At 69.1% G+C, this 26146-nt stretch carries 20 protein-coding genes, 1 tRNA gene and 1 rRNA gene; 19 read left to right on the top strand and 3 right to left on the bottom strand.

Annotated features, from left to right (window positions below; all coding sequences use genetic code 11):
- The 19 genes from rrf to E3O50_RS02130 form a co-directional block, all read left to right on the top strand.
- Positions 1–78 (top strand): 5S ribosomal RNA (gene rrf, locus E3O50_RS02225); the annotation flags it as partial.
- Between the two features lie 2357 nt (positions 79–2435).
- Positions 2436–3467 carry an HAD-IIA family hydrolase gene (locus tag E3O50_RS02215; protein ID WP_134450151.1) on the top strand — a complete coding sequence of 344 codons (1032 nt, stop codon included), beginning with the start codon at positions 2436–2438 and terminating at the stop codon, positions 3465–3467.
- 10 nt (positions 3468–3477) lie between these two features.
- A complete protein-coding gene (locus tag E3O50_RS02210; protein ID WP_134450152.1) occupies positions 3478–3666 on the top strand; it encodes a hypothetical protein in 189 nt (62 codons plus the stop codon).
- A 58-nt stretch (positions 3667–3724) separates the two neighbouring features.
- Positions 3725–4525 (top strand): TlyA family RNA methyltransferase, encoded by an 801-nt coding sequence (locus E3O50_RS02205; protein ID WP_134558570.1) that lies wholly within the window; start codon positions 3725–3727, stop codon positions 4523–4525.
- Positions 4526–4529: 4 nt separating this feature from the next.
- The gene (locus E3O50_RS02200) at positions 4530–5450 is read left to right on the top strand and encodes an NAD kinase (protein ID WP_134450153.1); all 921 of its coding nucleotides are present in this window, start codon (positions 4530–4532) and stop codon (positions 5448–5450) included.
- A 93-nt stretch (positions 5451–5543) separates the two neighbouring features.
- Positions 5544–7256 (top strand): DNA repair protein RecN, encoded by a 1713-nt coding sequence (gene recN, locus E3O50_RS02195; protein WP_134450154.1) that lies wholly within the window; start codon positions 5544–5546, stop codon positions 7254–7256.
- Positions 7257–7270: 14 nt separating this feature from the next.
- Positions 7271–9013 (top strand): CTP synthase, encoded by a 1743-nt coding sequence (locus tag E3O50_RS02190; RefSeq protein WP_241975280.1) that lies wholly within the window; start codon positions 7271–7273, stop codon positions 9011–9013.
- A gap of 3 nt (positions 9014–9016) precedes the next feature.
- Positions 9017–9655 carry an NUDIX hydrolase gene (locus E3O50_RS02185; protein WP_134558560.1) on the top strand — a complete coding sequence of 213 codons (639 nt, stop codon included), beginning with the start codon at positions 9017–9019 and terminating at the stop codon, positions 9653–9655.
- A complete protein-coding gene (gene xerD, locus E3O50_RS02180) occupies positions 9652–10557 on the top strand; it encodes a site-specific tyrosine recombinase XerD (protein ID WP_134558559.1) in 906 nt (301 codons plus the stop codon). Before E3O50_RS02185 ends, xerD begins: the two co-directional genes overlap by 4 nt.
- A gap of 127 nt (positions 10558–10684) precedes the next feature.
- Positions 10685–11572, top strand: a complete 888-nt coding sequence (locus tag E3O50_RS02175; RefSeq protein WP_241975279.1) for a ParA family protein — start codon at positions 10685–10687, stop codon at positions 11570–11572.
- A complete protein-coding gene (locus E3O50_RS02170) occupies positions 11556–12380 on the top strand; it encodes a ScpA family protein (protein WP_134558558.1) in 825 nt (274 codons plus the stop codon). Before E3O50_RS02175 ends, E3O50_RS02170 begins: the two co-directional genes overlap by 17 nt.
- Positions 12370–13017: an SMC-Scp complex subunit ScpB gene (locus E3O50_RS02165; protein ID WP_134558557.1), complete on the top strand. Its 648-nt coding sequence runs from the start codon at positions 12370–12372 to the stop codon at positions 13015–13017. Before E3O50_RS02170 ends, E3O50_RS02165 begins: the two co-directional genes overlap by 11 nt.
- Positions 13014–13802, top strand: a complete 789-nt coding sequence (locus E3O50_RS02160; RefSeq protein WP_134450161.1) for a pseudouridine synthase — start codon at positions 13014–13016, stop codon at positions 13800–13802. Before E3O50_RS02165 ends, E3O50_RS02160 begins: the two co-directional genes overlap by 4 nt.
- A 32-nt stretch (positions 13803–13834) precedes the next feature.
- Complete coding sequence (locus E3O50_RS02155) at positions 13835–14917, top strand: prephenate dehydrogenase (protein ID WP_241975278.1); 1083 nt, start codon at positions 13835–13837, stop codon at positions 14915–14917.
- A gap of 3 nt (positions 14918–14920) precedes the next feature.
- Positions 14921–15613, top strand: coding sequence for a (d)CMP kinase (gene cmk, locus E3O50_RS02150; RefSeq protein WP_134450162.1), 693 nt, complete (start codon positions 14921–14923; stop codon positions 15611–15613).
- Positions 15606–17117: a ribosome biogenesis GTPase Der gene (gene der / locus E3O50_RS02145; RefSeq protein ID WP_134450163.1), complete on the top strand. Its 1512-nt coding sequence runs from the start codon at positions 15606–15608 to the stop codon at positions 17115–17117. Before cmk ends, der begins: the two co-directional genes overlap by 8 nt.
- A gap of 301 nt (positions 17118–17418) precedes the next feature.
- The gene (locus tag E3O50_RS02140) at positions 17419–19059 is read left to right on the top strand and encodes a hypothetical protein (RefSeq protein WP_134558556.1); all 1641 of its coding nucleotides are present in this window, start codon (positions 17419–17421) and stop codon (positions 19057–19059) included.
- Between the two features lie 113 nt (positions 19060–19172).
- A tRNA-Pro gene (locus E3O50_RS02135) sits at positions 19173–19249 on the top strand.
- A 439-nt stretch (positions 19250–19688) separates the two neighbouring features.
- The gene (locus E3O50_RS02130) at positions 19689–20345 is read left to right on the top strand and encodes a histidine phosphatase family protein (protein ID WP_241975277.1); all 657 of its coding nucleotides are present in this window, start codon (positions 19689–19691) and stop codon (positions 20343–20345) included.
- A 129-nt stretch (positions 20346–20474) separates the two neighbouring features.
- Here E3O50_RS02130 and E3O50_RS02125 read toward each other — a convergent pair whose 3' ends face one another.
- The 3 genes from E3O50_RS02125 to E3O50_RS02115 all read right to left on the bottom strand — a co-directional run bounded on the left by E3O50_RS02125 (position 20475) and on the right by E3O50_RS02115 (position 26128).
- Positions 20475–22088 carry a phospholipase D-like domain-containing protein gene (locus E3O50_RS02125; protein WP_166790619.1) on the bottom strand — a complete coding sequence of 538 codons (1614 nt, stop codon included), beginning with the start codon at positions 22086–22088 and terminating at the stop codon, positions 20475–20477.
- 394 nt (positions 22089–22482) lie between these two features.
- Positions 22483–24081 (bottom strand): MFS transporter, encoded by a 1599-nt coding sequence (locus E3O50_RS02120; protein WP_198413612.1) that lies wholly within the window; start codon positions 24079–24081, stop codon positions 22483–22485.
- Positions 24082–24226: 145 nt separating this feature from the next.
- A complete protein-coding gene (locus E3O50_RS02115; RefSeq protein ID WP_134558555.1) occupies positions 24227–26128 on the bottom strand; it encodes an ABC transporter ATP-binding protein in 1902 nt (633 codons plus the stop codon).
- Positions 26129–26146 lie beyond the last annotated feature (18 nt).

The following is a 26146-nucleotide window of genomic DNA, read 5'->3' as shown; positions in this document are numbered from 1 at the left end:
CCGAACCCGGAAGCTAAGACTCTCAGCGCCGATGGTACTGCAGGGGGGACCCTGTGGGAGAGTAGGACACCGCCGGACTTAACTTAGCAACACCAGAAATACACAAAATGGCCACCTAACGGGTGGCCATTTTGCGTTAAGCCGTAGGCTTGACGAGTCTGCCTTCGAGGCAACCAATTACACAGGAGACACAGTGAGCCCTTCAGGAACTAACGGTAATGACGCACGCGACGGCGGACGCCCGCCCGGGGCTCGCGGCAACAACGGCTCCGGCGGCTATCAGGGCCGCTCCGATCGCCCTCAGCGCGACGGTGAGCGTCCTCCCTATAAGGGCAACTCCGACCGTCCCCAGCGTGACGGCGAACGTCCCCCTTACCGTGGCACCAACGACCGTTCGCAGGGTGGCGAACGTGCACCGTACCGCGGAAACAATGACCGTCCCCAGGGCGACCGCCCCCAGTACGGCGACCGTCCCGCCTATCGCGGCAACACCGACCGCCCGCAGAGCGGCGAGCGTGCCCCGTACCGCGGGAACAGCGAGCGCCCCCAGGGCGATCGTCCCCAGTACCGTGCAAACAGCGACCGTCCGCAGCGCGACGGCGATCGTCCTCCGTACCGCGGCAACAACGAGCGTCCGCAGAGTGGCGAGCGTGCCCCCTACCGTGGCAATTCCGATCGTCCGCAGCGTGATGGTGAGCGTCCCCCCTACCGCGGGAACTCCGACCGTCCCCAGGGCGACCGTGCTCCNCGTGGCAATTCCGATCGTCCGCAGCGTGATGGTGAGCGTCCCCCCTACCGCGGGAACTCCGACCGTCCCCAGGGCGACCGTGCTCCGTACCGTGGCAACTCCGATCGTCCGCAGTCCGGTGAGCGCGCGCCCTACCGCGGCAACACTGAGCGCCCGCAGCGTGATGGTGAGCGTCCTCCGTACCGCGGTAATTCCGAGCGTCCGCAGTCGGGCGAGCGTGCCCCGTACCGCGGCAATTCCGAGCGCCCCCAGGGCGACCGTGCTCCGTACCGTGGCAACTCCGAGCGTCCGCAGTCCGGTGAGCGCGCGCCCTACCGCGGCAACACTGAGCGCCCGCAGCGTGATGGTGAGCGTCCTCCGTACCGTGGCAACTCCGACCGTCCGCAGTCGGGCGAGCGCGCCCCGTACCGTGGCAACTCCGACCGTCCGCAGGACGGCGCCGAGCGCAAGCCCTGGTCGAAAGACGCGCCCCGCACCGACCGCCCGCAGCGCGACGGCGAACGTCCCGCGTACCGCGGCAACTCCGATCGTCCCCAGACCGGCGAGCGCAAGCCGTGGTCGAAGGACGCACCGCGCACCGAGCGTCCGCAGTCGGGCGGCGACCGCAAGCCCTGGGCGAACGCGACCCAGCGCGGCGGTTCGGCCACCCGCGCCGGAGCACCGCGCGGCGACGCCGGCAAGAAGCTCTGGACCCGCGACGGCGCCCCCGCCCGCGGCGACCGCGATGCCCGCGCCGTCGAAGATGAAATGACCGAAGAGCAGCGGATGCAGCGCGAGCTGCGTTCGGTGCGCCCGCGCCACGACGACCCCGAGCTCCCCGACGACATCTCGTCTGCCGACCTCGACCGGATCGCACGGAACGAACTCAAGACCCTGACCAAGGACAACGCCGAGGCCGTCGGCGCCCACCTCGCCATGGCCGCCCGGGTCATCGACGAAGACCCCGAGCTCGCCCACCGTCACGTGATGAGCGCCGCCCGCCGTGCCGGCCGCATCGCGGTCGTGCGGGAGAGCCTCGCGATCACCGCGTACGCCACGGGCGACTTCGCCCTTGCTCTGCGCGAACTGCGCACCTACCGCCGTATCTCCGGGTCCAACTCGCAGCTGCCGCTCATGGTCGACAGCGAACGCGGCGTCGGTCGCCCGGACCGCGCCCTCGAGCTCGGCCGTTCCGTCGACCGCTCCACCCTGCCCGCCGGCGTCCAGGTCGCCCTGGCGATCGCGATGTCCGGTGCCCGTCTCGACCTCGGGGAGACCGAGGCCGCCCTGGCCGAGCTCGACATCCCGCAGCTCGACCCGAAGACCGCGTTCTCCTACAGTGCCGAGCTGTTCTCCGCCTACGCCGAGGTGCTCGAGGAACTCGGCCGCACCGACGAGGCCGCGCAGTGGAATGAGCGCGCCGACCGCGCGGATGCCGCCCAGGCATCCGCCGCCGACATCGACGAGACCATCGAGATTCTCGAGATCGACGAAGAGGACACCGACGACGAGTACTTCGACGTCGACGATGCGAGCGACGACGACGACGAAGACGGTGACGAGCCCGAAACCGACGAGCCCGCCGCCGAAATCGACGAGGTCGAAGAGCTCGATGAGATCGACGAGATCGACGTCGCCGACGAGACCATCGACGTGGTGCTGCCGGACTCCGAAGGGGACCCGGCGACGGGAACCGACGAGGAGTCCGATGCTCAGGCGCCGACGCATGAGTGAAACGACGACGCCGCTCACCGGCGTCGACGTGGTGCTCGCTGACCTCGACGGAGTCGTGTACCAGGGACCGCACGCGATCCCGTTCGCGATCGAGAGCCTGAACAAGGCCGCGGAGACCGTGCGGGTCGGCTACCTCACCAACAACGCCTCCCGCACCGACCAGACCGTCGCCGACCACCTCACCGAGCTCGGGCTGCACGCCCGCGCCGAGGACATCGTCACCTCGCCGCAGGCCGCCGTCCGGCTGCTCGCCCAGGAGGTGCCCGCCGGCGCGCGCATCCTCGTCATCGGGGGAGCCGGCCTTGTGAAGGAGGTCGAGAAGGGTGGATTCGAGATCACCCGCTCCGCCGACGACCACCCCGCAGCCGTGATCCAGGGCTTCACGCCCGAACTCGGCTGGAAGGACCTCGCCGAGGCGGCTTTCGCCCTGCACCCGAACGAAGACGGCATCGAGATCCCCTGGGTCGCGACGAACACCGACTGGACGATCCCCGTCGCCCGCGGCATCGCGCCCGGCAATGGCACTCTCGTCGCCGCCGTGCACAGCGCCGTTGGCCGTCTCCCGATCGTGGCAGGCAAGCCGGAGGTCGCGATCTTCGACGAAGCCATGACCCGCTTCCAGGCGAAGCACGCGCTCTTTATCGGCGACCGGCTCGACACCGACATCCTCGGCGCCAACCGGGCGGGCATTCCCGCGGTGCTCGTGCTCACCGGCATCGACAAGGCCAAGCAGGCCCTCGCCGCCGCAGAGAAGGAGCGCCCCCGCTTCATCCTCGACGACCTGCGCCAGCTGCACGAGCCCTACCCGGAGACCGTGTTCTCCAAGGACCGCGCCACTGCGACCGTCGCAGGCGCGAGCGTGCGCATCACTGGTGCTGACGTCGAGATCGTCGCGGAGGGCGACGGCGGGATCAATCTGCTCCGCGCCGCGTGCGCCGTGATCTGGGCGTCCGGCCGGCCCGTCTATGGGCTGAATGTTCCGGAGCGACTGTATCTCAGACGGTAACGTGGAGAGGGTGCAGCAGAACCCAGCGGACATCCCCCAGGGCGTCAGCCCCGAAAATGTGACCATGGCGGACGAACTCCTGTCCCGGCTCGGAGACATCGGCGACCTGCCCCTCGAAGACCGCGCGGCGGCATACGCGCAGTTGCACGACGAGCTGCGCACGCACCTCGAGGGCGGCGACAGTGCACCCCGGCCCTGAGGCGAACGCGGATGCCGGGGCGGACTCCGGGTCCGAGGCTGAGCTTGTTCCCGAGCGGATGCCCGACCAGCGCCTCGACACGGCCCTCGCCGACCGCGGGCTCGTGCGTTCGCGCACGGTAGCAGCGCAGGTGATCGCCGGAGGCCTCGTGACGGTCGACGGCCAGCCCGTCGTCAAGGCGTCCACCAAGGTGCGCGCCGACCAGGTGCTCGTCGTTGCCCCGACCGACCATTACGTCAGCCGCGGCGCCCACAAACTCATCGCGGCGCTCGATGCGTTCGACATCCCCGTCGCGGGCCGGACCGTGCTCGACGCGGGCGCCTCGACGGGCGGCTTCAGCCAGGTGCTCCTCGAACGCGGCGCCGCACAGGTGCTCGCCGTCGACGTCGGCCACGGCCAGCTCGCCCCCGAACTCGCCCACGAACCGCGCCTCGCGGCCGTCGAGGGGTTCAACCTGCGCTACGCGACGCCGGAAACGCTCGCCGCGGCATCCGGTGTCGACACCCGCCCCGACCTCGTCGTCGGCGACCTGTCGTTCATCTCACTCCCGACCGTGCTGCCTGCCCTCGTGGCGACGGCAGCGGAGGGCGCCGATTTCGTGCTGCTGATCAAGCCGCAGTTCGAGGTCGGCAAGGAGAGCATCCGCGAGGGCGTCGTGCACCGGCCGGCCCTGCGCGCCGACGCGATCGCCGGCGTGCTCTGGGCGGGCTGGGACCTCGGCCTCCGCACAAACGGCCTGATCGCATCCCCGATCGTCGGCGCCGCGGGCAATCGGGAGTATCTGTGCTGGATGAGCGCGCGGGTGGGCAGCAATCCGACAGAATGGATCGACCGCACAACGGCACTGGTGGGAGCGTGACGAGATGACTGCATCACCCCGGCACATCCTTGTCGTCGCGCACACCGGGCGCACGGACTCGCTCCGGGCTGCTGTGACCGTCTGCCAGCAGCTCCTCGCCTCTGACGCAACCCCCGTGCTCGCGCCGACCGAACTCACGGACATCCTCGCCGCCTGCCCCGAGCTCGACGGCCGTCTCGCCATCCTCGGCGAAACCGTGCAGGCGACCGAGCTCGAGCTCGTCATCGTCCTCGGCGGGGACGGCACCATCCTGCGCGCCGCCGAGGTCGTGCGCGGCTGCTCGGCGCCCCTGCTCGGCATCAACCTCGGTCACGTCGGCTTCCTCGCCGAGAGCGAACGCGACGACCTCGGCGAAGCCGTGCGCCGCGCCCTCCTCCGCGACTACCTCGTCGAAGAGCGCATGGCCCTCGCCGTGCGGGTCAAACTCGGCGACGAGGTCATCTACGAAACCTGGGCCCTCAACGAGGCGACGGTCGAAAAGGCGAGCCGTGAGCGGATGCTCGAAGTCGTCGTCGAGGTCGACGGCCGGCCGCTCTCCTCCTTCGGCTGCGACGGCATCGTGATGTCCACCCCGACCGGATCGACCGCGTACGCCTTCTCTGCGGGCGGCCCGATCGTCTGGCCGAGCCTCGACGCGCTCCTGCTCGTCCCGCTCAGCGCCCACGCGCTCTTCTCCCGCCCGCTCGTCGTCGGGCCGGACTCGTCGCTCGCCGTCGAGGTGCTTGCGCACTACGGCGGAGCCGCGGTGCTCTGCGCGGACGGCCGCCGGGTGCACGACCTGCCCGCCGGATCCCGCGTGATCGTGCGCCGCTCTCCGGTGCCGGTACGCCTCGCCCGCCTGCACTCCGGGCCGTTCACCGACCGCCTGGTGAACAAGTTCAACCTGCCCGTCACGGGCTGGCGCGGACCGGTCGGACGTGAGTGAGCGCCGCGTGAGTGAGCCCCGCGTGGATGAGCCCTGCGCGCCTCGCGCGAGTGAGCCGCGCGTGACCAGGCCCGTCGCGGGGGAGGCCCGCTCGTGATCGAAGAACTCGTCATCCGCGACCTCGGCGTGATCAAGGAAGCCACCCTCCCGCTCGGCCCCGGTTTCACCGCCGTCACGGGCGAGACCGGCGCGGGCAAGACCATGGTCGTCACCGCGCTCGGCCTGCTGCTCGGCGCCCGCGCAGACCCCGGCCTCGTGCGCCACGGCGCGCAGCAGACCTGGGTCGAGGGCCGCTGGCAGGTCGACGCCGACGGCACCGTCGCCGGCCGCGTGCGCGACGCCGGGGGAGACCTCGACGGCCCGGACCTCATCCTCAGCCGTTCGGTTTCGGCCGAGGGCCGCAGCCGCGCCATCGTCGGCGGCCGCAGCGCCCCCGCGAGCGTGCTCGGCGACCTCGGCGGCGACCTCGTCGTCGTGCACGGGCAGTCCGACCAGGTCCGACTCCGCTCCGCCGGCGCCCAGCGCGCCGCCCTCGACCGCTTCGCCGGCCCCGAACTCGGCCCGGTGCTCACCGACTTCGAGACCCACTACCACCGCTGGCAGGACGACCGCGCCGAACTCGCCCGCCTCGTCACCGAACAGGACGAGCGCACGAGCGAGGCCGCCGACCTTCGCGCCGCCATCGACGAGATCGAGGCGATCGCCCCGCAGGCGGCCGAAGACGACGACCTCGCCGCCCGCGCCGAACGGCTCGGCAACCTCGAGGAGCTCCGGCTCGCCGCCGCCCAGTCCCGTGAACTCCTCTCCGCGGAAGAGAACCCCGACGGGCTTCCGGATGCCGTCACCCTGCTCGACGCCGCGCGCCGGCAACTCGAACGCGCCGGCGACCACGACCCTGCCCTGTCCGAGCTCGCCCAGAGCCTCGCGAATGCCGGCTTCCTCGTGGCGGATGTCGCCGCGCAGCTCTCGAGCTACCTCGCCGGCCTCGACGCCGACGGCGCCCGCGAGCTCGAGATCGTGCAGGAGCGACGGGCCGTGCTGACCGGCCTGGCCCGCAAGTACGCCGGCGGCCTCGACGAGGCGATCGCCTTCCTCGACACCGGCAGCGCCCGCCTGCTCGAACTCGACGGGGACACCGACCGGATCGAGCAGCTCCGCGCCGACACCGAAGCCGAGCTGCTCGTCGTCGAGGCGCTCGCGGACCGGCTCACCGGCATCCGCACCACGGCGGCCGCAGCCCTCGGCACCGCCGTCACGGCCGAGCTCAGTGCCCTCGCGATGCCCGACGCCGCCCTCGTCGTCGAGGTCGACAGCGGAGGAGAGCTCACCGCGCACGGCCGCGACCAGGTCGGCATCCTCCTGCGCCCGCACGCGGGAGCCGAACCGCGCACCCTCGCCCGCGGCGCGTCCGGCGGCGAACTGTCCCGGGTGATGCTCGCCATCGAAGTCGTGATCAACGCGACAGACCCGGTTCCGACCTTCGTCTTCGACGAGGTCGACGCCGGCGTCGGCGGCGCGGCCGCGATCGAGATCGGCAGAAGGCTCGCCCGGCTTGCCGAAACCGCCCAGGTCATCGTGGTGACCCATCTCGCCCAGGTCGCGGCCTTCGCGGGCAACCACCTGAGCGTCGTCAAGGACAGCGACGGTTCCGTCACAGAGTCGAGTGTTCGCCAGCTGACCGGCGACGATCGCGCCGCCGAAATGGCCCGGCTGTTGTCCGGCCTGCCCGACTCCGTGAGCGGCCTCGAACACGCCCGCGAACTGATGAACCTCGCGAGTGCTGGCGGATCCACGAAGATCCGATGATAGAGTCGAAGCCCGTGGTGGAAAATAGAAACGCGGACAATTCAGACGGCACGACCAAGCACATCTTTGTGACTGGTGGTGTCGTTTCTTCATTAGGCAAGGGCCTGACGGCGGCAAGCCTCGGCAATCTCCTGACGGCCAGCGGCTTACGCGTGGTCATGCAGAAGCTCGACCCCTACCTCAACGTGGACCCGGGAACGATGAACCCGTTCCAGCACGGCGAGGTCTTCGTCACGGACGACGGCGCGGAGACCGACCTCGACATCGGTCACTACGAGCGGTTCCTCGACATCAACCTCAACCAGGCCGCGAACGTCACCACCGGCCAGGTCTATTCGCAGGTGATCGCGAAGGAACGCCGCGGCGAGTACCTGGGCGACACCGTGCAGGTCATCCCGCACATCACCGACGAGATCAAGCGCCGGATGCGCCTCCAGGCCGACGACGCGCTGCGCCCCGACGTGATCATCTCCGAGATCGGCGGCACCGTCGGCGACATCGAGTCGCAGCCGTTCCTCGAGGCCGCCCGCCAGGTGCGCCACGAGCTCGGCCGCCAGAACGTTTTCTTCGTGCACGTCTCCCTCGTGCCCTTCCTCGGCGCGGCCGGCGAGCAGAAGACCAAGCCCACCCAGCACTCCGTCGCTGCGCTCCGCTCGATCGGTATCCAGCCCGACGCGCTCGTGCTGCGCAGCGACCGTCCCGTCTCCGACGCCAACAAGCGGAAGATCGCGCTGATGTGCGACGTCGACGAAGACGCCGTGGTCAACTGCGTCGACGTGCCCAGCATCTACGAGATCCCCGCCGTGCTGCACGAGCAGGGCCTCGACAAATACATCACCGACCACCTCGGCCTGCCCGTCACGAGCGTCGACTGGACCGGCTGGCAGAAGGTGCTCGACGCCGTGCGCGAGCCCAAGCACGAGGTCACGATCGGCCTCGTCGGCAAGTACATCGACCTGCCCGACGCCTACCTCTCCGTCACCGAAGCCCTCCGCGCCGGCGGCTTCGCCCACAAGACCAAGGTCCACGTCCGCTGGATCGCCTCAGACGAGTGCGAGACCGAGGAAGGCGCCACCCGCCTGCTCGGCGACCTCGACGGTATCTGCGTTCCCGGCGGCTTCGGCGTGCGCGGCATCGAGGGCAAGCTCGGGGCTCTCCGCTTCGCCCGCGAGAACGGCATCCCCGTGCTCGGCCTCTGCCTCGGCCTGCAGTGCATGGTCATCGAATACGCCCGCAACAAGGCCGGCCTCACCGGGGCGTCCTCCTCCGAGTTCGACCCGGACACCGAGTTCCCCGTGATCGCGACCATGGAAGAGCAGGTCGAGATCATCGCCGGCGGCGACCTCGGCGGCACCATGCGCCTCGGCCTCTACCCGGCCGACCTCGCGGCGGGCTCCCTCGTCGCCGAGCTCTACGGGGCCCCCTCGGCCTCCGAACGCCACCGTCACCGCTACGAGGTCAACAACGCGTTCCGCGAACAGATCGCGGATGCCGGCATGTGGTTCTCCGGGACCTCTCCCGACGGCCACCTGGTCGAGTACGTCGAGCTGCCGCGTGCCGAGCACCCGTTCTACGTCGGGACCCAGGCGCACCCGGAGCTCCGCTCGCGCCCGAGCCACGCGCATCCGCTCTTCCGCGGCCTGATCGGCGCCGCACTCGACCGCCAGCAGGCCAGCCGCCTGTTCGAGGTCAACGAGGGCAACGACACGGGCGACGAGACCGTCGACGTCGCTGCGGTCGTCGGCGCCGAGGCCTGAGCCGTGACTGAGCTCCTCGAGGACGAGGTCGCCTCCGCGGCGGTCTCCGAGTCCGATGTGGTCTTCGCCGGCCACGTCTGGGACATCCGCAAGGACACCTTCCGCTACGGCGACTCCGACATCGTGCGCGACTACGTCGACCACACCGGTGCCGTCGCCGTCTTCGCCCTCGACGAGGACGACCGGGTGCTGCTGATCAAGCAGTACCGGCACCCCGTCGGCATGCGCGAGTGGGAACTGCCCGCCGGCCTCCTCGACGAGGCCAACGAGCATCCGGTCGAGGCGGCCAAGCGCGAACTGGGCGAGGAAACCGACTACGTCGCCGCCGAGTGGCACGTTCTGAGCGAGTTCTACACGTCACCGGGCGGCAGCAACGAGGCCTTGCGCGTCTACCTGGCCCGCGGCCTCACCGCCGCGCCCGAGGTCTTCAACCGCACCGAAGAGGAAGCCGACATGGAGATCCGCTGGGTCCCCTTCGCCGACTGCCTCGACGCCGTGCTCGCACGCCGGGTGCAGAACCCCGCGCTCGTGATCTCGGTGCTCGCCGCGTTCGCCGCGAAGGAACGCAACTGGAGCACCCTCGGCGCCGCAGACCTGCCCTGGCCGCGGCACCCGAACAATTGGAATCACACCGGCCGATGACGGTCGCGGCGGCGGTCGAAGCGTTCCTGCGGCACGTCGCGATCGAGCGCGGGCTCAGCGCGAACACCGTCGCCGCCTATCGGCGCGACCTCGTGGTCTACGCCGGCTGGCTCGAGGCCGAGGGCCTCACCGAACCCGGTCAGGTCACGGCGCTGCACGTCTCCGCGTTCGTGCGGCACCTCGCGACCCGATCCGAGTCGCCGCTCACGGCCGCGTCGATCGCGCGGATGCTGTCGACCGTGCGCGGGCTGCACCGGTTCCTGCTCGAGGAATCCCTCGTCGACGCGGACGTCGCCCACGACGTGAAACCGCCGAAGCTCGCGACCCGGCTGCCGAAGGCCATCAGCATCGAGCAGGTGGCCCTGCTGCTCGCGGCGACCGACGGCGAGGACGTTCACCAGCTGCGCGACAAGGCGCTCCTCGAATTGCTCTACGCGACCGGCGCGCGCATCTCCGAGGCCGTCGACCTCAACGTCGACGACGTGCTCGACCTCGACGTCGTACGGCTCACCGGCAAGGGCGACAAGCAACGCCTGGTTCCGGTCGGCAGCTTCGCCCGTGCGGCCGTTGAGGCCTACCTGGTGCGGGGGAGGCCCCTGCTCTCTGCACGCGGCCCTGCGACCCCCGCGCTCTTCCTCGGGCTGCGCGGCCGGCGCCTCGGCCGCCAGAACGCCTGGCTCCTGATCCGCGCCGCCGCCGAGCGCGCCGGCCTCGAGGGCCACGTCTCGCCGCACACGCTCCGGCACTCCTTCGCGACGCACCTCCTCGCCGGCGGCGCCGACGTGCGCGTCGTGCAGGAACTCCTCGGCCACTCCTCCGTCGCGACGACCCAGCTGTACACCCTCGTCACGGCGGACACCCTCCGCGACATGTACACCACGGCACACCCGCGCGCCCGCTGAGCCCGCTGAGCCCGCTGAATCCGGCGGATGCGGAACCGCGGCTTCCCGGCGATCCTTGCGGAAGGGCGCCGATCGGCTCGCTACACTCGACTGAGTGATGGGTGCAGGACGGAACGAGGACACCGGAGTGAAGCGCGAAAAAGCTGACCGGACACTACTCCCCGGATTCGAGGACGTGGTCGTCGGTGCGACCGGACGGCCGAAACACGAATTCGACGAACCCGCGGCGCTGAAAAGCCACGGCCCCGCGCGCATCATCTCGCTCTGCAACCAGAAGGGCGGCGTCGGCAAGACGACGACCACCATCAACCTGGGTGCCGCACTCGCCGGTTACGGCCGCCGCGTGCTCGCCATCGACTTCGACCCCCAGGGCGCACTCTCCGCGGGCCTCGGCATCCCCACGCACGACCTGCCGACCGTCTACGACCTGCTGCTCGGCAACAAGTACACCCCGGCCGAGGTCATCCAGAAGACCGCTGTCGAGAACCTCGACATCATGCCCGCGAACATCGACCTCTCCGCCGCGGAGGTGCACCTCGTCAACGAGGTCGCCCGCGAGCAGATCCTCGCCCGGGTGCTCCGCAAGGTGTCCGCCGACTACGACGTCATCCTGATCGACTGCCAGCCCTCGCTCGGCATCCTAACCGTCAACGCCCTGACCGCGAGCCACGGCGTGCTCATCCCGCTCGAGTGCGAATTCTTCGCCCTGCGCGGCGTCGCCCTCCTGATCGAGACCATCGACAAGGTGCGCGACCGCCTCAACCCCGCGATCGAACTCGACGGCATCCTCGCGACCATGTTCGACTCGCGCACGCTGCACTCCCGCGAGGTCCTCGAGCGCGTCGTCGACGCCTTCGGCGACAGCGTGCTCGAAACCGTCATCGGCCGCACCGTCAAGTTTCCAGACGCGAGCGTTGCCGGGGTGCCGATCACCGAGTTCGCGCCGGAGCACGCGGCCGCCAAGGCCTACCGCCAGGCGGCGCGGGAACTGATCCAGCGTGGCGCTGTCGCCTGACACCGTCCCCTCGCGGACATTCTCGGTCGCCCTGGGCAACTTCGAGGGCCCGTTCGACCTGCTGCTCTCCCTGATCGGCAAGCACGAACTCGACATCACCGAGGTGTCGCTCAGCCGCGTCACCGACGAGTTCATCGCCCACCTCAAGGGGCTCGACCAGGCCGAGGAACTCGACCAGGCGAGCGAATTCCTCGTCGTCGCCGCGACCCTGCTCGACCTCAAGGTCGCCGGGCTCCTGCCGCAGGGCGAGCTCGTCGACGCCGAGGATGCCGCCTTGCTCGAGGCGAGGGACCTGCTCTTCGCCAGGCTCCTGCAGTACCGCGCCTTCAAGACCGCCTCGGCCTGGTTCCTCGGCCGGATCGAGGTCGAGTCCGGCCGGCACGTGCGTTCCGTGCGCCTCGAGGACAAGTTCCGGCAGCAGACCCCAGAACTCGTCTGGACGCTCTCCCTCGCCGACTTCGCCGCCCTCGCCACCCGGGCGCTCACTCCGCGTGAGGTGCCCACCGTGGGGCTCGACCACCTGCACGCGCCGCTGGTCAGCATCCGTGAGCAGGCGGCCTGGCTCGTCGGGATGCTGCGCTCGGGTGACACGCTCACCTTCCGTGAACTCATCGCCGACGTCGAACTGACCGGCGTGATCATCGCACGTTTTCTCGCCGTGCTCGAGCTCTACCGGCGCGGCTTCCTCTCCTTCGACCAGCTCGAACCCCTCGGCGACCTGAGCCTGCACTGGAGTGCCGCGGCGTCCCCGGACGAAGACTGGTCGGACGACACCCTCGCGAACCTCGGAGCGGACTATGACAACTGACACCCTGGCCGGCCCCGGCGCAGGAACCGGCGCGACCCGCACGCCCGGCGCAGCTCCTGCACCCGGCAGCGCACTCGCCACAGAGGCCGCCGCCCTGGACCGCTCCCTCGAGGCGATCCTGATGGTCGCCGACGAACCGCAGAGCCTGCTGCACCTCGGCACCGCGCTCCGCAGGCCGCTGAGCGACGTGCGCCGCTCGATCGCCCGGCTCGTCGCCGACTTCGACGGCACGGCAGGTACCGTGCGCCGCGGCTTCGAGCTGCGCGAGGTCGCCGGCGGCTGGCGCATCTACGTGCGACCGGAACACGACACCGCCGTCGCCGACTTCGTGCTCACCCAGAACCCGAGCAAACTGTCCCAGGCTGCCCTCGAGACCCTCGCCGTGATCGCGTACAAGCAACCGATCAGCCGCGGGGCGGTAGCCTCAATCAGGGCCGTTAACGTGGACTCGGTCGTACGCACCCTCGTGGGGCGCGGCCTGATCACCGAGGTCTTCACCGATAGTGAGACCGGTGCGATCAACTACGGCACCACGGACTTGCTGCTCACACAGCTGGGAATCAACTCGCTCGACGAGTTGCCCTACTTATCGCCCCTGCTCGCAGACGGCGCAAATGGATTTGAGGATTCACCATGACGATCGACCCCCAGGGCACGCCCACCAACCCGGAAGCCGCCGCGGACGGCGTGCGCCTGCAGAAGGTGATGGCCTCGGCCGGTGTCGCCTCCCGCCGGGTCTCCGAAGACCTGATCGCCGCGGGCCGGGTGCGCGTGAACGGCAAGGTCGTCACCGAACTGGGACGCCGCATCCACCCGGACCACGACCAGATCATGGTCGACAACGTCGCCATCCAGCTCGACACCAGCCGCCGCTACGTGATGCTCAACAAGCCCGTCGGCGTCGTCTCCTCGATGCAGGACGAGAGCGGCCGCCCCGACCTGCGCGAATTCACCGAGCAGTTCGAGGAGCGCCTCTTCAACGTCGGCCGCCTCGACGCCATGACGAGCGGCCTGCTCATCCTGACCAACGACGGCGACCTCGCCCACATCCTCGCGCACCCCTCCTTCGGCGTGATGAAGACCTATATCGCCAAGGTCGAGGGCCGCGTCACCGCGCAGACCATCCAGTTGCTGCAGACCGGCATCGAACTCGACGACGGTCCGATCAACGCCGACAAGGCCCGCATCCTGACGAGCCCTCCCGGCGACGGCTTCAGCCTCGTCGAGCTCACCCTGCACTCCGGGCGCAACCGGATCGTGCGCCGGATGATGGAGGCCGTCGGCCACCCGGTCGTCGACCTCGTCCGCCGCCAGTTCGGGCCCCTGCACCTCGGCACCCTGCGGGCCGGTGACCTGCGCGACTTGACTAAGGTTGAACTCGGTCAGCTGCTCACGATTTCGCGGGCGGACACCGAATACTAGAGGCACAACACGCACGAAGTCAGGAGACACCCGTGGTCGAAAGTCGCCTGATCGGGCCCGTGCGCGTCGTCGGCACCGGGCTGCTCGGCACGAGCATCGGCCTCGGCCTCCGCGCGCGCGGCATCGAGGTCATCCTCGCCGACGCCTCGCCGACGAACCTCAGCATCGCGATCGATTACGGCGCCGGCCGGGCGGCCCTGGCCGGCGACCGGCCGCAGCTCATCGTCGTGTGCGTGCCGCCGGACGTGACCGCCGAGATCGTCGCCCGCGAACTCGAGTCCTTCCCCGACGCCATCGTGACGGATGTCGCGAGCGTCAAGCTCGCGCCCCTCGCCGAACTGCGCGCCCGCGGCGCCGACATCTCCCGCTACATCGGCTCGCACCCCCTCGCCGGCCGCGAACGCGGGGGACCCCTCGCCGGACGCGCCGACCTCTTCCTCGGCCGGCCCTGGGTCGTCGCCGCCCACGACGGCATCAGCTACCAGCAGGCCACCGCGATCGACGACCTCATCCTCGACCTCGGTGCGACCCTCGTGGAGATGAGCCCCGAGGACCACGACCGCGGCGTCGCCCTCGTCTCCCACGTGCCCCAGGTCGTCTCGACCCTGATGGCCCGGCGTCTCACGGATGCCCCCGCCGCGTCCCTCAACCTCGCCGGCCAGGGCCTCCGCGACGTGACCCGTGTCGCGGCGAGCGACCCCGAACTGTGGGTGCAGATCCTCGGCGCGAACGCGGCCCCGGTGCGCGAGATCCTCGTGGCGTACCGCGACGACCTCGACCGCTTCATCACCGCCCTCGCCGACCCGGCGGCCCCCGGCGCCCGCCGCCGCGTCGCCGAAGAACTCGCCGGCGGCAACGCCGGCGTCTCCCGGCTGCCCGGCAAGCACGGCCACGACCGCCGCTTCGTCTCCCTGACCGTGATGGTCGACGACACACCCGGCCAGATCGCGCGGCTCCTCAACGAGATCGGCGCCCTCGGCGTCAACGTCGAAGACCTCCGGCTCGAGCACTCACCCGGTGCGGAACTCGGCCTCGCCGAGATCTCCGTGCTTCCGGAGGCCGTCACCCGCCTCACCGAAGAGCTGGCCGCACGCGGCTGGCGGATTGCCGGCTAGCACATGACTGAATCCACGCATCCGCTCGTCGTCGCCATCGACGGCCCCGCCGGAAGCGGCAAGTCGAGCGTCAGCCGCGCCGTCGCCCGCCGCCTCGGCTACGGCTACCTCGACACCGGCGCCGCCTACCGGGCCCTCGCCTGGTTCGTGCGCGACCGCGCCATCGACCCCGCTGACACGGATGCCGTCATCGGCGCCCTGCCCTCCTTCGACTATGCGATCGGCACAGACCCCGACGACCCGGCCGTCAGCGTCGGAGCGGTCGACGTCACCGAGGCCATCCGGGAGCCGGCCGTCTCGGCGATCGTGAGCGCCGTCGCCCGCGTCCCCGCCGTGCGCGCCCACCTCACCGCGCTGTTCCGCAGCATCGCAGCGGGCGTCGACCGGCCCGGAATCGTGGTCGAAGGACGGGACATCACGACCGTCGTCGCACCGGAGGCGGAGGTCCGGATCCTGCTCACGGCATCCGAACAAGCTAGAATGGCTAGGCGCTCTGCGGAAATATCGACTCAATCGGCTCAAACCGTGGCAGATCAGTTGCGATCGAGGGATCGCGCCGACTCACAGGTCGTCGAATTCATGAGCGCCGCAGACGGTGTGAACACCGTCGACTCCACCCATCTCGACTTCGAACAGACCATTGGCGCGGTCATCGAGGTCATCAACACACGTACCGCGAGGACCTCGCATGACTAACGAATACGACGAAACACTTCCCGATCTCGACCCCGACCTCGGGGCGAGACTGGACGATCTCGACGACGACCTGGCGACACAGCGCGCCGCCGCCCTCCGCACCGGGCTCAACGACTACGACCTCGACGACGAGGACTTCGACGTCCTCGACTCGGTGACGGACGACCCCGACGCAATCACCTACCTCCCGGCCCTGCCGGTCATCGCCATCGTCGGCCGCCCGAACGTGGGCAAGTCGGCGCTCGTCAACCGCATCCTCGGCCGCCGTGAGGCCGTCGTGGAGAACACCCCCGGCGTCACCCGCGACCGCGTCACCTACAAGGGCGAATGGCACGAACGCAAGTTCAGCATCGTCGACACCGGCGGCTGGGAGCCCGACGCCAAGGGCATCGACGCCTCCGTCGCCATGCAGGCCGAGCTCGCCATCGAGCTGTGCGACGTCGTCATGTTCGTCGTCGACTCCAACGTGGGCCCGACCTCGACCGATGAAGCCGTCGTTCGCCTGCTCCGCAAGGCCGGCAAGCCGGTCTTCCTCGTCGCCAACAAGGTCGACGACGTGCGCCAGGAGCCCGAATCGGCCAACCTGTGGTCGCTCGGCCTCGGCCAGCCGTGGCCCGTCTCGGCCCTGCACGGCCGCGGCGTCGCCGACCTGCTCGACGCGATCCTCGAGAAGCTTCCCGAGATCTCCGCCGTCGCCAAGCAGGAAGTCGGCGGCCCCCGCCGCGTCGCCATCCTCGGCCGCCCGAACGTCGGCAAGTCCAGCCTCCTGAACAAGGTCGTCGGCGAAGAGCGCGTTGTCGTCAACGAGCTCGCCGGCACCACCCGCGACCCGGTCGACGAGCAGGTCGAGCTCGGCGGCAAGGTGTGGCGCTTCGTCGACACCGCCGGCATCCGCCGTCGCGTGCACCTCTCCCAGGGTGCCGACTTCTACGCCTCGCTCCGCACGAGCGCCGCGCTCGAAAAGGCCGAGGTCGCCGTCGTACTCATCGACGTGACCGAGGTCATCTCCGAGCAGGACGTGCGCGTCATCGACCTCGTCCTCGAATCGGGCCGCGCCCTCGTGCTCGCCTTCAACAAGTGGGACCAGATCGACGACGACCGTCGCCGATACCTCGAGCGCGAGATCGAGCTCGACCTCGCCCACGTGGCATGGGCCCCCCGCGTGAACATCTCGGCGAAGACCGGCCGCCACATGGAGAAGCTCGTCCCCGCCCTCGAGGTCGCCCTCGAGTCGTGGGACACCCGCGTCGCCACCGGCAAGTTCAACGCCTTCCTCGCCGAACTCGCCGCAGAGCACCCGCACCCCGTGCGCAGCGGCAAGCAGCCGCGCATCCTGTTCGGCACCCAGGCCTCGAGCCGCCCGCCGACCTTCGTCATCTTCACCACCGGGTTCCTCGACCCGGGCTACCGTCGCTTCATCCAGCGTCGCCTCCGCGAGGTCTACGGCTTCGAGGGCAGCCCGATCAACATCAGCATGCGCGTCCGCGAGAAGCGCAAGCGCTAAGCAGTCGTTCCACGCTTGACCTGACGCATGCGTCGCCGTCCCCGGTAGGGGGAGGCGACGCATCCGTCGTTTAAGCGCCTGTGGCGATGTTGCCGGGCCGATCGACGTGCACGGATGCGCCGCCGCCCCGAACCGGGGACTGTCGCGCATCGGCGCTCTCCTCTACATTCGGGCTAGCGCCCCAGCGGTGCCACAGGTGTCGGATCCCCGCCCGAATCGGGGAGCTCGCCACCCGCCACACGTGTCGGATCCCTGCCCGAATCGGGGATTTCGACATTCAAGCCTTACCCGAGGATTGTCCATGCATACGAAGTTCCCTGCTTCGCTGACCCGAAAACGTTTCGCCGCCCGAACGGTGCCGCCCGCCGCACCGCTCGCGTCGACTGCGCCGTCGGATGCCCGCATCGCGCCGCCCGCTGCCCGGGCATCGCGCCGAGGCGTCCCCGAGATCGCCTATGGTCGCGCCGCCATCTTCACCGTGGTGGTCGGCTGGGCTGCCCTGCTCGCCGTCGTCATCCTCCGCCAGACGGGAATCGACGGCGCGCCCTGGTCGATCCTCGACCGCGCGCTGTCCGTGGCTGGCGCGACCCTGTGTGCGATCGCGCTCCTCTGCTACCTCGCCGCTCGGCAGGGCGCCCTGATCCGGCTGAACGAGCACGTGCGCGTCCCGCGCCGGGAACTGGAGCGTCACTTCGCCGCACGCCAGGAGGCCCTGACCGTGCTCGTCGCCGCTGGCGACGGCGCCGGTGCCCGAACCGGGCCGCACGCCCTGCGCGCCTCGCTCTGGTCCGCGGCCCTGCAGGAATACCCAACGCTCCGGGTCGTGCTGCTGCTCGACGCCAGCTCAGAGCCGAGCGCCCAGGCCGAAGCCCTGATGATCGTGCGCCGGCTCACCGATGCCCTGGCCGAACCCCGCGCCCGGTTCGAGGACGCCCTGTTCGTGCTGGAGCTCGAACTCGCCTGGGACCACGACGCGACCGACGTCCACGAGGTGGCCGAAGACCTCATCGACGGCCTCGCCGCCGACTACCGCTGGGCCGTCGCCTGGCTGGCCCGGCAGCGCCTGGACGAGGCCGCCACCGACCCGTCGAGTGCCGTCTTCAGCACGCACACCCTCGGCGGTCCCGCCGCCGACTTCGCCCGCATCGCCGCGGACCTCGACCGGGCCATCTCCGAGCACATCCCGCAGACCCCCGAGCGGATGCTCCGTCTTCAGCGCCGCCTCGCCTGGACGTTCTCCGCCGAACTGGAGATCTTCGACGGCAGCCTCGCCGGCTACGTGGACCAGATCGGTAACACTGCCACTGCCACAGGCGACGTCGCTGAGACGGACTACCTGCTCACCCTCGGCCCGGACGCCCAGCTCCTCAGCGACTATTGCCTGCGCTCGATCTACTTCCTCGACGAACCGGAGCACCGCGGTGTCGCCGTGGTCCAGACCCCGTCGTTCCCGCAGGGCGGCCAGTGCACCGGGCGATTCTTCCCGGGGATCCGCAGCCTCCTGCACCGCAGTGCGTCCCGGTATGGGGCCTCCTTCTGGGTCGGGTCCACCGCGCTCATCCGCACGAGTGCGCTCGGCGATTTCCGTGGCGGTCGGCCCGGGGGAGTGGCGGCCCTGCCCGCCGAAGCGGATGCCCCCCGCGGCCTGGCCATGCCGGCCCGCGCCGCGTCCGGGCCGGCCTCACCCGCCTCACCGTCCGCACCTGGCTCGGTTTCCGCGGTCGACCTGGGCGTGCGCGGCTGGACGCTCGCGAATTTCCCGGAGCGCCTCAGCTTCAGCCCGGCGGCCCCCGGGTTCGGTTCGGTCATCGTGCAGCACCGCCGCCCGCTCCTTGGCGATGCCGTTCTGCTGCCCCGGATCTGGCGGCAGCTGCGCCGCGAGTTCGGGGCCGGGCGGTCCGCTGGCGGGAGCGGTCGTTCGCCCCGGTGGGCGCCGCGTTGAGGGACGGGCGTCGCCGGGCATCCGTTGTGCACACAAGAGGTCGCCGGAGGCGGTAAGCTTTCTAAGTTGTCTCCTGCAGAATGCGCTTCTCGAAGTGTGTTGGCGGAGGGTGACGGGCTGTAGCGCAGCTTGGTAGCGCACCTGACTGGGGGTCAGGGGGTCGCAGGTTCAAATCCTGTCAGCCCGACCAAATGTCCCGGAAACTCAAGGGTTTCCGGGACTTTTTGGTTAAAGAATTTAACGAGAGCCCCGCGCTACGCGAGCGGTCTCATCGAGGCACCCGGCTAAAACCGTAAAGGCCCACGGAACGTCTAGGCTCCTGAGGTCATCCGGGCGGTCGTGTCGAAGGTCTCGTGGACCTCTCGGTCGGCCGCGACGGGCAGCGCTAGAACTCACACCCGCGTGGGAGCGCAGTACGTCCATGTTGAGAGCGGCATCCGGGGTTCCCGGGGGCGAGCATCTCTTCGCTTCCCGAGTCGTCTGCGCTCACCATGAACGGCCGTAGCCGCGTGATTGCTGGGATGCCCATTCCCCCACCCGTTTCGAACGCCCGCGGGGTGAACGCTGGCCTTTCCATCAATCAAGAACCTCCATCGAAACCGGGGGGGGGGTGATACTACTGTTGCCGTATGTTCATGAACGAGCCGCTGCCCAGCCACCCCGCTCCGGATAACCCGTCAGGGAAGCTGATTCTCTTGCGCCATGGGGAGACGGAGTGGTCGAAGGAGGGTAAACACACTGGACTCACGGATGTTCCGCTCACCGACCGGGGAGAGGAACTGGCCCGCGGCGCGGGTAGGTTAGTGGCCGGCTACGATTTCTCCCTCGTGCTGACCTCGCCGCTGCAGCGTGCGCGACGCACTGCTGAGCTCGCTGGCCTTCAAGCGGAGGTTGATCCGCTTCTCGTTGAGTGGGACTACGGCGGGTACGAGGGGCGTACGACGCGCGATATCCGCAGCGAACTCGGCTACAACTGGAGCGCATTCACCCACGGCGTGATTCGTGGTCACACGCCCGGTGAGACGGTCGAGGAGGTCGCCGCCCGCGCGTCGCGGGTGCTCACGCGGGTGCTGCCTGCCATGGAGGAGGGAAATGTCGCCCTGATCGCGCATGGCCATTTCCTGCGCATTCTCACCGCCGTGTACCTGAGGATGGCCCCTCGATTCGGTGCTCAAATCACCCTGGATGCTGGATCAGTCTCCGTGCTCAGCTTCTACCGTGAGCAGCCGGCCATCGTGTCTTGGAACTACGGAGCCGAACTTCCCTTGGTGCCCTCGGAGTCCTAAGACGCAACTCAGGCTGCCCAAGGACTTGCGATTCGGTGCCGGCTGCTGGTGCGCCGGCATGTGAGCGAGGTTGAACATTTCGCGGATGCGGCTGCCTGGGCGAAACCGTCGGACCTAGAACTGCGCGGCCTAAAAGCGCGCGGTACCTCGCAACGGGCGGGGCCGGCCATCCGGGTCCATGACGAAGCGCCCGATGGGGACCGCCCAGAGCCGCTGGATGCGCGTGACCGGTTCGGGAGTGTGGTGGCGCACTCGTCCCGTGGGGCGGGTCGCGCGGTGGCCGGTTGCGTGCCAGTCGTCGAGGCCGTCGGCGGTGGTGTTCCACAGGCGGAGCGCGGCGGCGGGGTCGCCGAGCGCGGGATCGTCCGGGTCCAGGCCCAGGTGTTCCGACCACAGTTGCAGGCGGAGGTCCCGGGCCAGACGCCCGGAAGCATCGGGGCCGTTCCCTGCGCCGGGTGCTTCCGGGGTGCCCGGGGTGGTATCGATGACGGCGCACGTGAGCTCGCTGTCGGTGGTCCACGATCGGCGATTGAAGTTGTCCGAGCCACAGGTGACCCACGTGTCGTCGACGATGCAGACCTTGGCGTGCACGTAGATCGGAGTGCCCGCGGCGTTCTCGAGGTCGAAAACGCCGACCCGGCCTGGCGCGGCGCGGCGGAGCATGCTGAGTGCCCGCAACTGGCCCAGCCGGCTTGCCGGCCCGGCGAGACGCCCGTCGGAGTCGGGATACCGGGGCACGACGACGATCAGGGTCACCTCGGGGTTGCGTGTGAGGGCCGCCGCGAGAGCGGCTGCGACTTCCGTGGACCACAGATACTGGTCCTCTATGTAGATCAGCGAGCGCGCGCGGGCGAAGGCCTTCCCGTAGGCGCGGGCAATGCTGCGCTCCCCGGCAGGCGCGAACGGGAACGGTGGGCGCTTCACACCGTAGGTGCGCAGCAGCTGCACGGCGTGCGGGCCCGCCGGCGGCGGTGGTGGCGCGGATTCCGGCAGGGGCCTGGGGTGCCGGGGCATGCGGGCGAGACGCTGTAGCAGCATCCGGTAGGGCGTGCGCCGGTCCAGTGGGTGAGGGTCGTTCCATCGCTCGGCGAACACCGCCAGTAGGTCTGCCACCACGGGGCCGTGCAGTTCGAGGGAGGCATCGTGCCACGGCGGGCGTTTGCCGTACCGCGGATCCATATCCAGCGCCTGCGGGTCTCCCGTGTGTCCGGCGTCGTCCCGGCGGCCGTGGCAAAGGTCGAGTCCGCCGACGAACGCGATGTCCCGCGACGGGTCGTCCCGACGGCGGATGACGAAGAACTTCTGGTGATGCGAGCCGAAGAGGCGCACGCGCTGGTCCAGCAGCACCTCGCCGCCAGCCTCGTTGATCTCGCGACCCAGCCGTTCGTTGGAGCGGCCGCTCATCGGGGCCGACACGCTTTCCCCGTGGGATCTCCAGACGAGGCCGCGCACTTCCACTCCCGAGCGGGCCAGTCCAGCGAGCAGATCGCCGATCGATGGCCCGTCCGGCAGCATCCGCTCGTCGGCATCGCCACGCCAGTCGGTGAACCAGACGCGGTCTCCCGCCTGCAACGCCGTCAACTCCTCGTGCAGCCGGGCGAAGTAGGTGGTGCCATGCACCAGGGGCACCACGAGGTTGCCCTCCGACCAGGCCGGCGATCCGGCACTACCCGCATGCACGTCCGTGGACAGGTTTCCGCGCTCGGCCCGGCTGAGGAACCAGGTACTCGGATCAGTGCGCACGCGATGCACTTTACGGCACGACCGATCCGAGGCCGAGGATCACTCCTGCACATCCTCGGGTGGGATAAGGGATCCGTGGAAGTGCTGCTGCCGGAACCATCCCGATGTGCCTCCACCGGGGATCTGATGCAGCCAAACGGGCAATGAAACGACCGTGATGTCTCCTTCAGGAGCAGCCGCGTGGATTTCGCACATGGACTGGCTCACCGACCCGCCGATCTACCTTCCACTTTGCGCCGAGGATCGAGCGTTTTCAATCGTTCCATCCGCGAAAGCGGAAGAACGTCCGTAACTTCCTTGGCGGTGCCGGTGTTGCTCGACGTGTCGGTCACGGTTCAGCGCTCCTAGTGCGTGCGGCCCTCGACGGGTGTGGGGCATCGAGCCGGTGTGCCGGTCAGCCCCCGTTGGAGACGGTCGTGGCGGTCGGGGAGATCGCGTCCTCGGGCCAGGCCGACTCGTACGGGTGGCCGGTCAGCTTCTCGACGACCACACGGGCCTCGGAGGTGACGTCGTCCTTGGAGCCGCCGGCCTCGAGGCGGTCGATCTCGGCGCGCAGAACTGCGTGGTTCTGCGGGTCGAGGTACATGAACCGTGAGATGGCGAACGCGATAGCGATGAGGACGAGCGGCCCGACGATGACGACGAGTGCGATGACGTGCTGGGTGCCGGAGCTCTGAACGAGGGGGCAGGAGTTGAGGCACGAGGCGTCGAGCTGCACGCCGCCCTCGCTGCCGGGCTTGAGGAATCCACCCAGGTCCAGGAACCACGAGACGATGAGGGTCGCGACCGCGCCTGTCGACTTGCGGCCGAAGGTCATCACCGCGGCATAGATTCCGGCGCGGTCCTGGCGGGTCATAATCCGGTCGACGTCGGGGATGAACGGGAAGACGTTCCACGGCGTGAACTCGAGGATGGATCGTCCGGCCTGATACGCGAGGCCGACGATGACGAGCAGTACCATCGTCGAGGACGGCTGGATGAGGTAGATCGCGCCGAGGGCGAGCAGGCAGGCGATGATCACGGAGTAGGACATGGCAAACAAGTAGCGCGGGCCCTTGCGGATCATGAGGAATGCGGCGAGCACCGTGGTCGGCAGCCCGATGATGGACAGCGCCTGGAGGGTGAGGCCGAAAGACTCGCTGCCGTGCACGGCGTACACGACGAAGAACGTCAGCGCTGTGGCGAAGATGTCCTTGCCCGTAAAGGAGAAGAGATAGATCGCCAGGTGCTTGCGGAAGCTCGAGTTCTTGAACGTCGAGCCGAAGTCCTTGAGATTGTCGGTAATGAGCTTTCCGACAGGCACCTTGGGCTGGGCGTCGAGCTCCGCGAGGAACTCCGGGGTGAGCTTGCGCTCCCAGGTGGTGAAGTACGTCGTGATGACGGCGCCGGCGAACAGCACGGAGAAGATGAGACCGGTGATGAGGTAGGCGTTCGGGTTGTTCGTCCCCTTGATCTGGGCCGGGATGAAGAAGACGAGGAAGGTGCCCGTGGCCGACAGGAACATGCGGGTTGAGCTGAGCTTCGTCCGCAGCTTGTAGTTGTCCGTCATCTCAGTGGGCAGGGTCTCCCACGGGATGAGAATCATCGCCATGATCATCTCAACAGCCAGGTAGACGATCAGGTAGTACCAGAAGCCCTGTTGCGAGATCCACAGCAGGGGGAAGACGACGAGGAGCAAGGGTGCGCCGATGAGCAGGAAGAAGTGGCGGCGGCCGAACTTTTTGCCCAGGCGGGTCCGATAGAAGTTGTCGGTCAGCGGGCCGATGATGAGGCTGACGACCGCGTCGACGATGCGGGCGATGAAGAGGATCGTGCCGGCTTGGACGGCGCTGACGTCCCCGTAGGTCGTGAAGAAGTACAGCATCAGGCCGCTGATGATGGTGTTCCAGCCGCCGCCCATGAGGTCCAGGACACCGAAGCCGATGCTCCGGGCAAGCGTGATGGGTCGGGCCGTGTACACGCGTGGGGTCGATTTGTCGATGAGGGGGCTCACGTCATTGTGCCTTCTGCTTCAGGGTCCCAGGCTCGTTCCGGGGATGTCTGCACACTACCATACAAGCACACATGCGTGTGTGATCGAGGCATGAGCACAGCGATATACGGATCCTTCCCTGTGCCGACACGGCCGAGCTCAGCGACTAGGTCCGGCTCAGCGCTTCCTCATCGGCCGCAACATTCTTCTGCACGGCGAACTGGGTCCGGTGCAATTCCTCGTACCGCCCACCCACAGCCAGCAGTTCCTCGTGCGTACCGCGCTCCACGATCGAGCCGTCCTCAACCACGAGGATCAGGTCCGCGTTGCGGATGGTGGAGAGGCGGTGTGCGATCACCATCGCCGTCCGTCCCTTGAGCGCCTCGCTGAGCGCCGCCTGCACGGCGGCCTCAGACGTCGAGTCCAGCGCCGCCGTTGCCTCATCGAGGATGACGACGCGCGGCTGGGCGAGCAGGAGCCTCGCGATGGTCATCCGCTGGCGCTCACCCCCGGACAGCCGGTAGCCACGCTCTCCCACCATGGTGTCCAGCTGGTCCGGCAGCGACCGGATAAGCGGCTCGAGCCGCGCACGGCGGACGGCGTCCCACACCTCGTCGTCGGACGCCTCCGGCCTCGCAAGGCGCAGATTGGAGAGGATGGTCTCGTGGAACAGGTGGCCGTCCTGCGTCACCATGCCCAGGGTGTGCCGCAGGGAGACGAAAGTGACATCGCGGACATCCGTCCCCGCGAGGCGCACGGCGCCGCTGTCGACGTCATACAAGCGCGAGAGGAGCTGGGCAATTGTGGACTTGCCGGCACCGGACGAACCAACGAGGGCAACGGTCTGCCCCGGCTCGATTCTGAAGGACACGCCGTGCAGCACCTCGTCGCCGCCGCGGGTGTCCAGCGTGGAAACCTCCTCGAGAGAGGCGAGGGACACCTTGTCCGCGGACGGGTAGGCGAAGCGAACGTTGTCGAACTCGACGGCCACTGGGCCTTCGGGGACGGGGACGGCGTCGGGCATCTCCTGGATGAGCGGTTCGAGGTCCAGCACCTCGAAGACGCGCTCGAAGCTGACCACCGCGCTCATGATCTCCACCCGTGCGTTTGCGAGGCCGGTGAGCGGCGCGTAGAGGCGGGTGAGGAGGAGCGCCAGGGTGACCACGTCACCGGTATTCAGCTGGCCGGCGAGTGCGAGGGAGCCGCCGAGCCCGTACACGAGCGCCAGAGCGAGAGCAGAGACGAGCATCAGTGCGGTGAAGAAGACGAACTGCAGCATCGCGGTCCGGACCCCGATGTCGCGGACGCGGGCGGCGCGGACGCGGAACTCCTCGGCCTCCTCGTCGGGCCGGCCGAACAGCTTGACGAGGGTGGCGCCGGGCGCCGAGAAGCGCTCGGTCATCTGCGTGCTCATGGCGGAATTGTGGTCGGCGGCCTCGCGGCGCAGCGCGGCGAGGCGGCTGCCCATGCGGCGCGCGGGTACTAGGAAGATGGGGAGCATGATCACGGCGAGAATCGTCACGAGCCAGGACGTGCTGAGCATGACGATCAGGGTGAGGGTCAGCGCCACGAGGTTCGTGACCACGCCGGACAGCGTGCCGCTAAAGGCCTGCTGAGCGCCGATCACATCGTTGTTGAGGCGGCTCACGAGGGCGCCCGTCCGCGTGCGGGTGAAGAACGCGATCGGCATCTTCTGCACGTGGTTGAAGACGGCAGTGCGGAGGTCCAGGATCACGCCTTCGCCGATCCGCGCCGAGTACCAGCGCGTCACGAGTGATACGGCGGCGTCGGCCACGGCCACGAGGGCGATGACCACTGCGATCCAAACGATCGTGGTGACCGCGCCCTGGGCGACGATGACGTCGACCACCTTGCCGGCGAGTACCGGCGTCGCGACCGCGAGGAAAGCTCCCACGATGGAGAGGGTGATGAAGATCAGAAGCTTGGACCGGTAGGGCACCGCGAACGTCAGGATCCGCCGAACGGACTCACGGGAGAAGCCGTGCTTGCCGTCCCTGGCGGAAGAGATCTTGTACAGCGAGCTCCAGGCCGCGCTTTCCATGCTCATTGAGGTTCCTTCCGTGGG

This window comes from Cryobacterium sp. MDB1-18-1, from assembly GCF_004402735.1.
Classification (GTDB): domain Bacteria; phylum Actinomycetota; class Actinomycetes; order Actinomycetales; family Microbacteriaceae; genus Cryobacterium; species Cryobacterium glucosi.
This window is presented reverse-complemented; position numbering and strand designations above follow the sequence as displayed.

Excerpts from the sequence above, each read along its gene's own strand:
- E3O50_RS02215 (WP_134450151.1), top strand. The coding sequence starts at position 2,436 with ATGCTCAGGCGCCGACGCATGAGTGAAACGACGACGCCGCTCACCGGC.
- E3O50_RS02205 (WP_134558570.1), top strand. The coding sequence starts at position 3,725 with ATGCCCGACCAGCGCCTCGACACGGCCCTCGCCGACCGCGGGCTCGTG.
- E3O50_RS02200 (WP_134450153.1), top strand. The coding sequence starts at position 4,530 with ATGACTGCATCACCCCGGCACATCCTTGTCGTCGCGCACACCGGGCGC.
- xerD (WP_134558559.1), top strand. The coding sequence starts at position 9,652 with ATGACGGTCGCGGCGGCGGTCGAAGCGTTCCTGCGGCACGTCGCGATC.
- E3O50_RS02165 (WP_134558557.1), top strand. The coding sequence starts at position 12,370 with ATGACAACTGACACCCTGGCCGGCCCCGGCGCAGGAACCGGCGCGACC.
- E3O50_RS02160 (WP_134450161.1), top strand. The coding sequence starts at position 13,014 with ATGACGATCGACCCCCAGGGCACGCCCACCAACCCGGAAGCCGCCGCG.
- cmk (WP_134450162.1), top strand. The coding sequence starts at position 14,921 with ATGACTGAATCCACGCATCCGCTCGTCGTCGCCATCGACGGCCCCGCC.
- der (WP_134450163.1), top strand. The coding sequence starts at position 15,606 with ATGACTAACGAATACGACGAAACACTTCCCGATCTCGACCCCGACCTC.
- E3O50_RS02140 (WP_134558556.1), top strand. The coding sequence starts at position 17,419 with ATGCATACGAAGTTCCCTGCTTCGCTGACCCGAAAACGTTTCGCCGCC.
- E3O50_RS02130 (WP_241975277.1), top strand. The coding sequence starts at position 19,689 with ATGTTCATGAACGAGCCGCTGCCCAGCCACCCCGCTCCGGATAACCCG.
- E3O50_RS02115 (WP_134558555.1), bottom strand. The coding sequence starts at position 26,128 with ATGAGCATGGAAAGCGCGGCCTGGAGCTCGCTGTACAAGATCTCTTCC.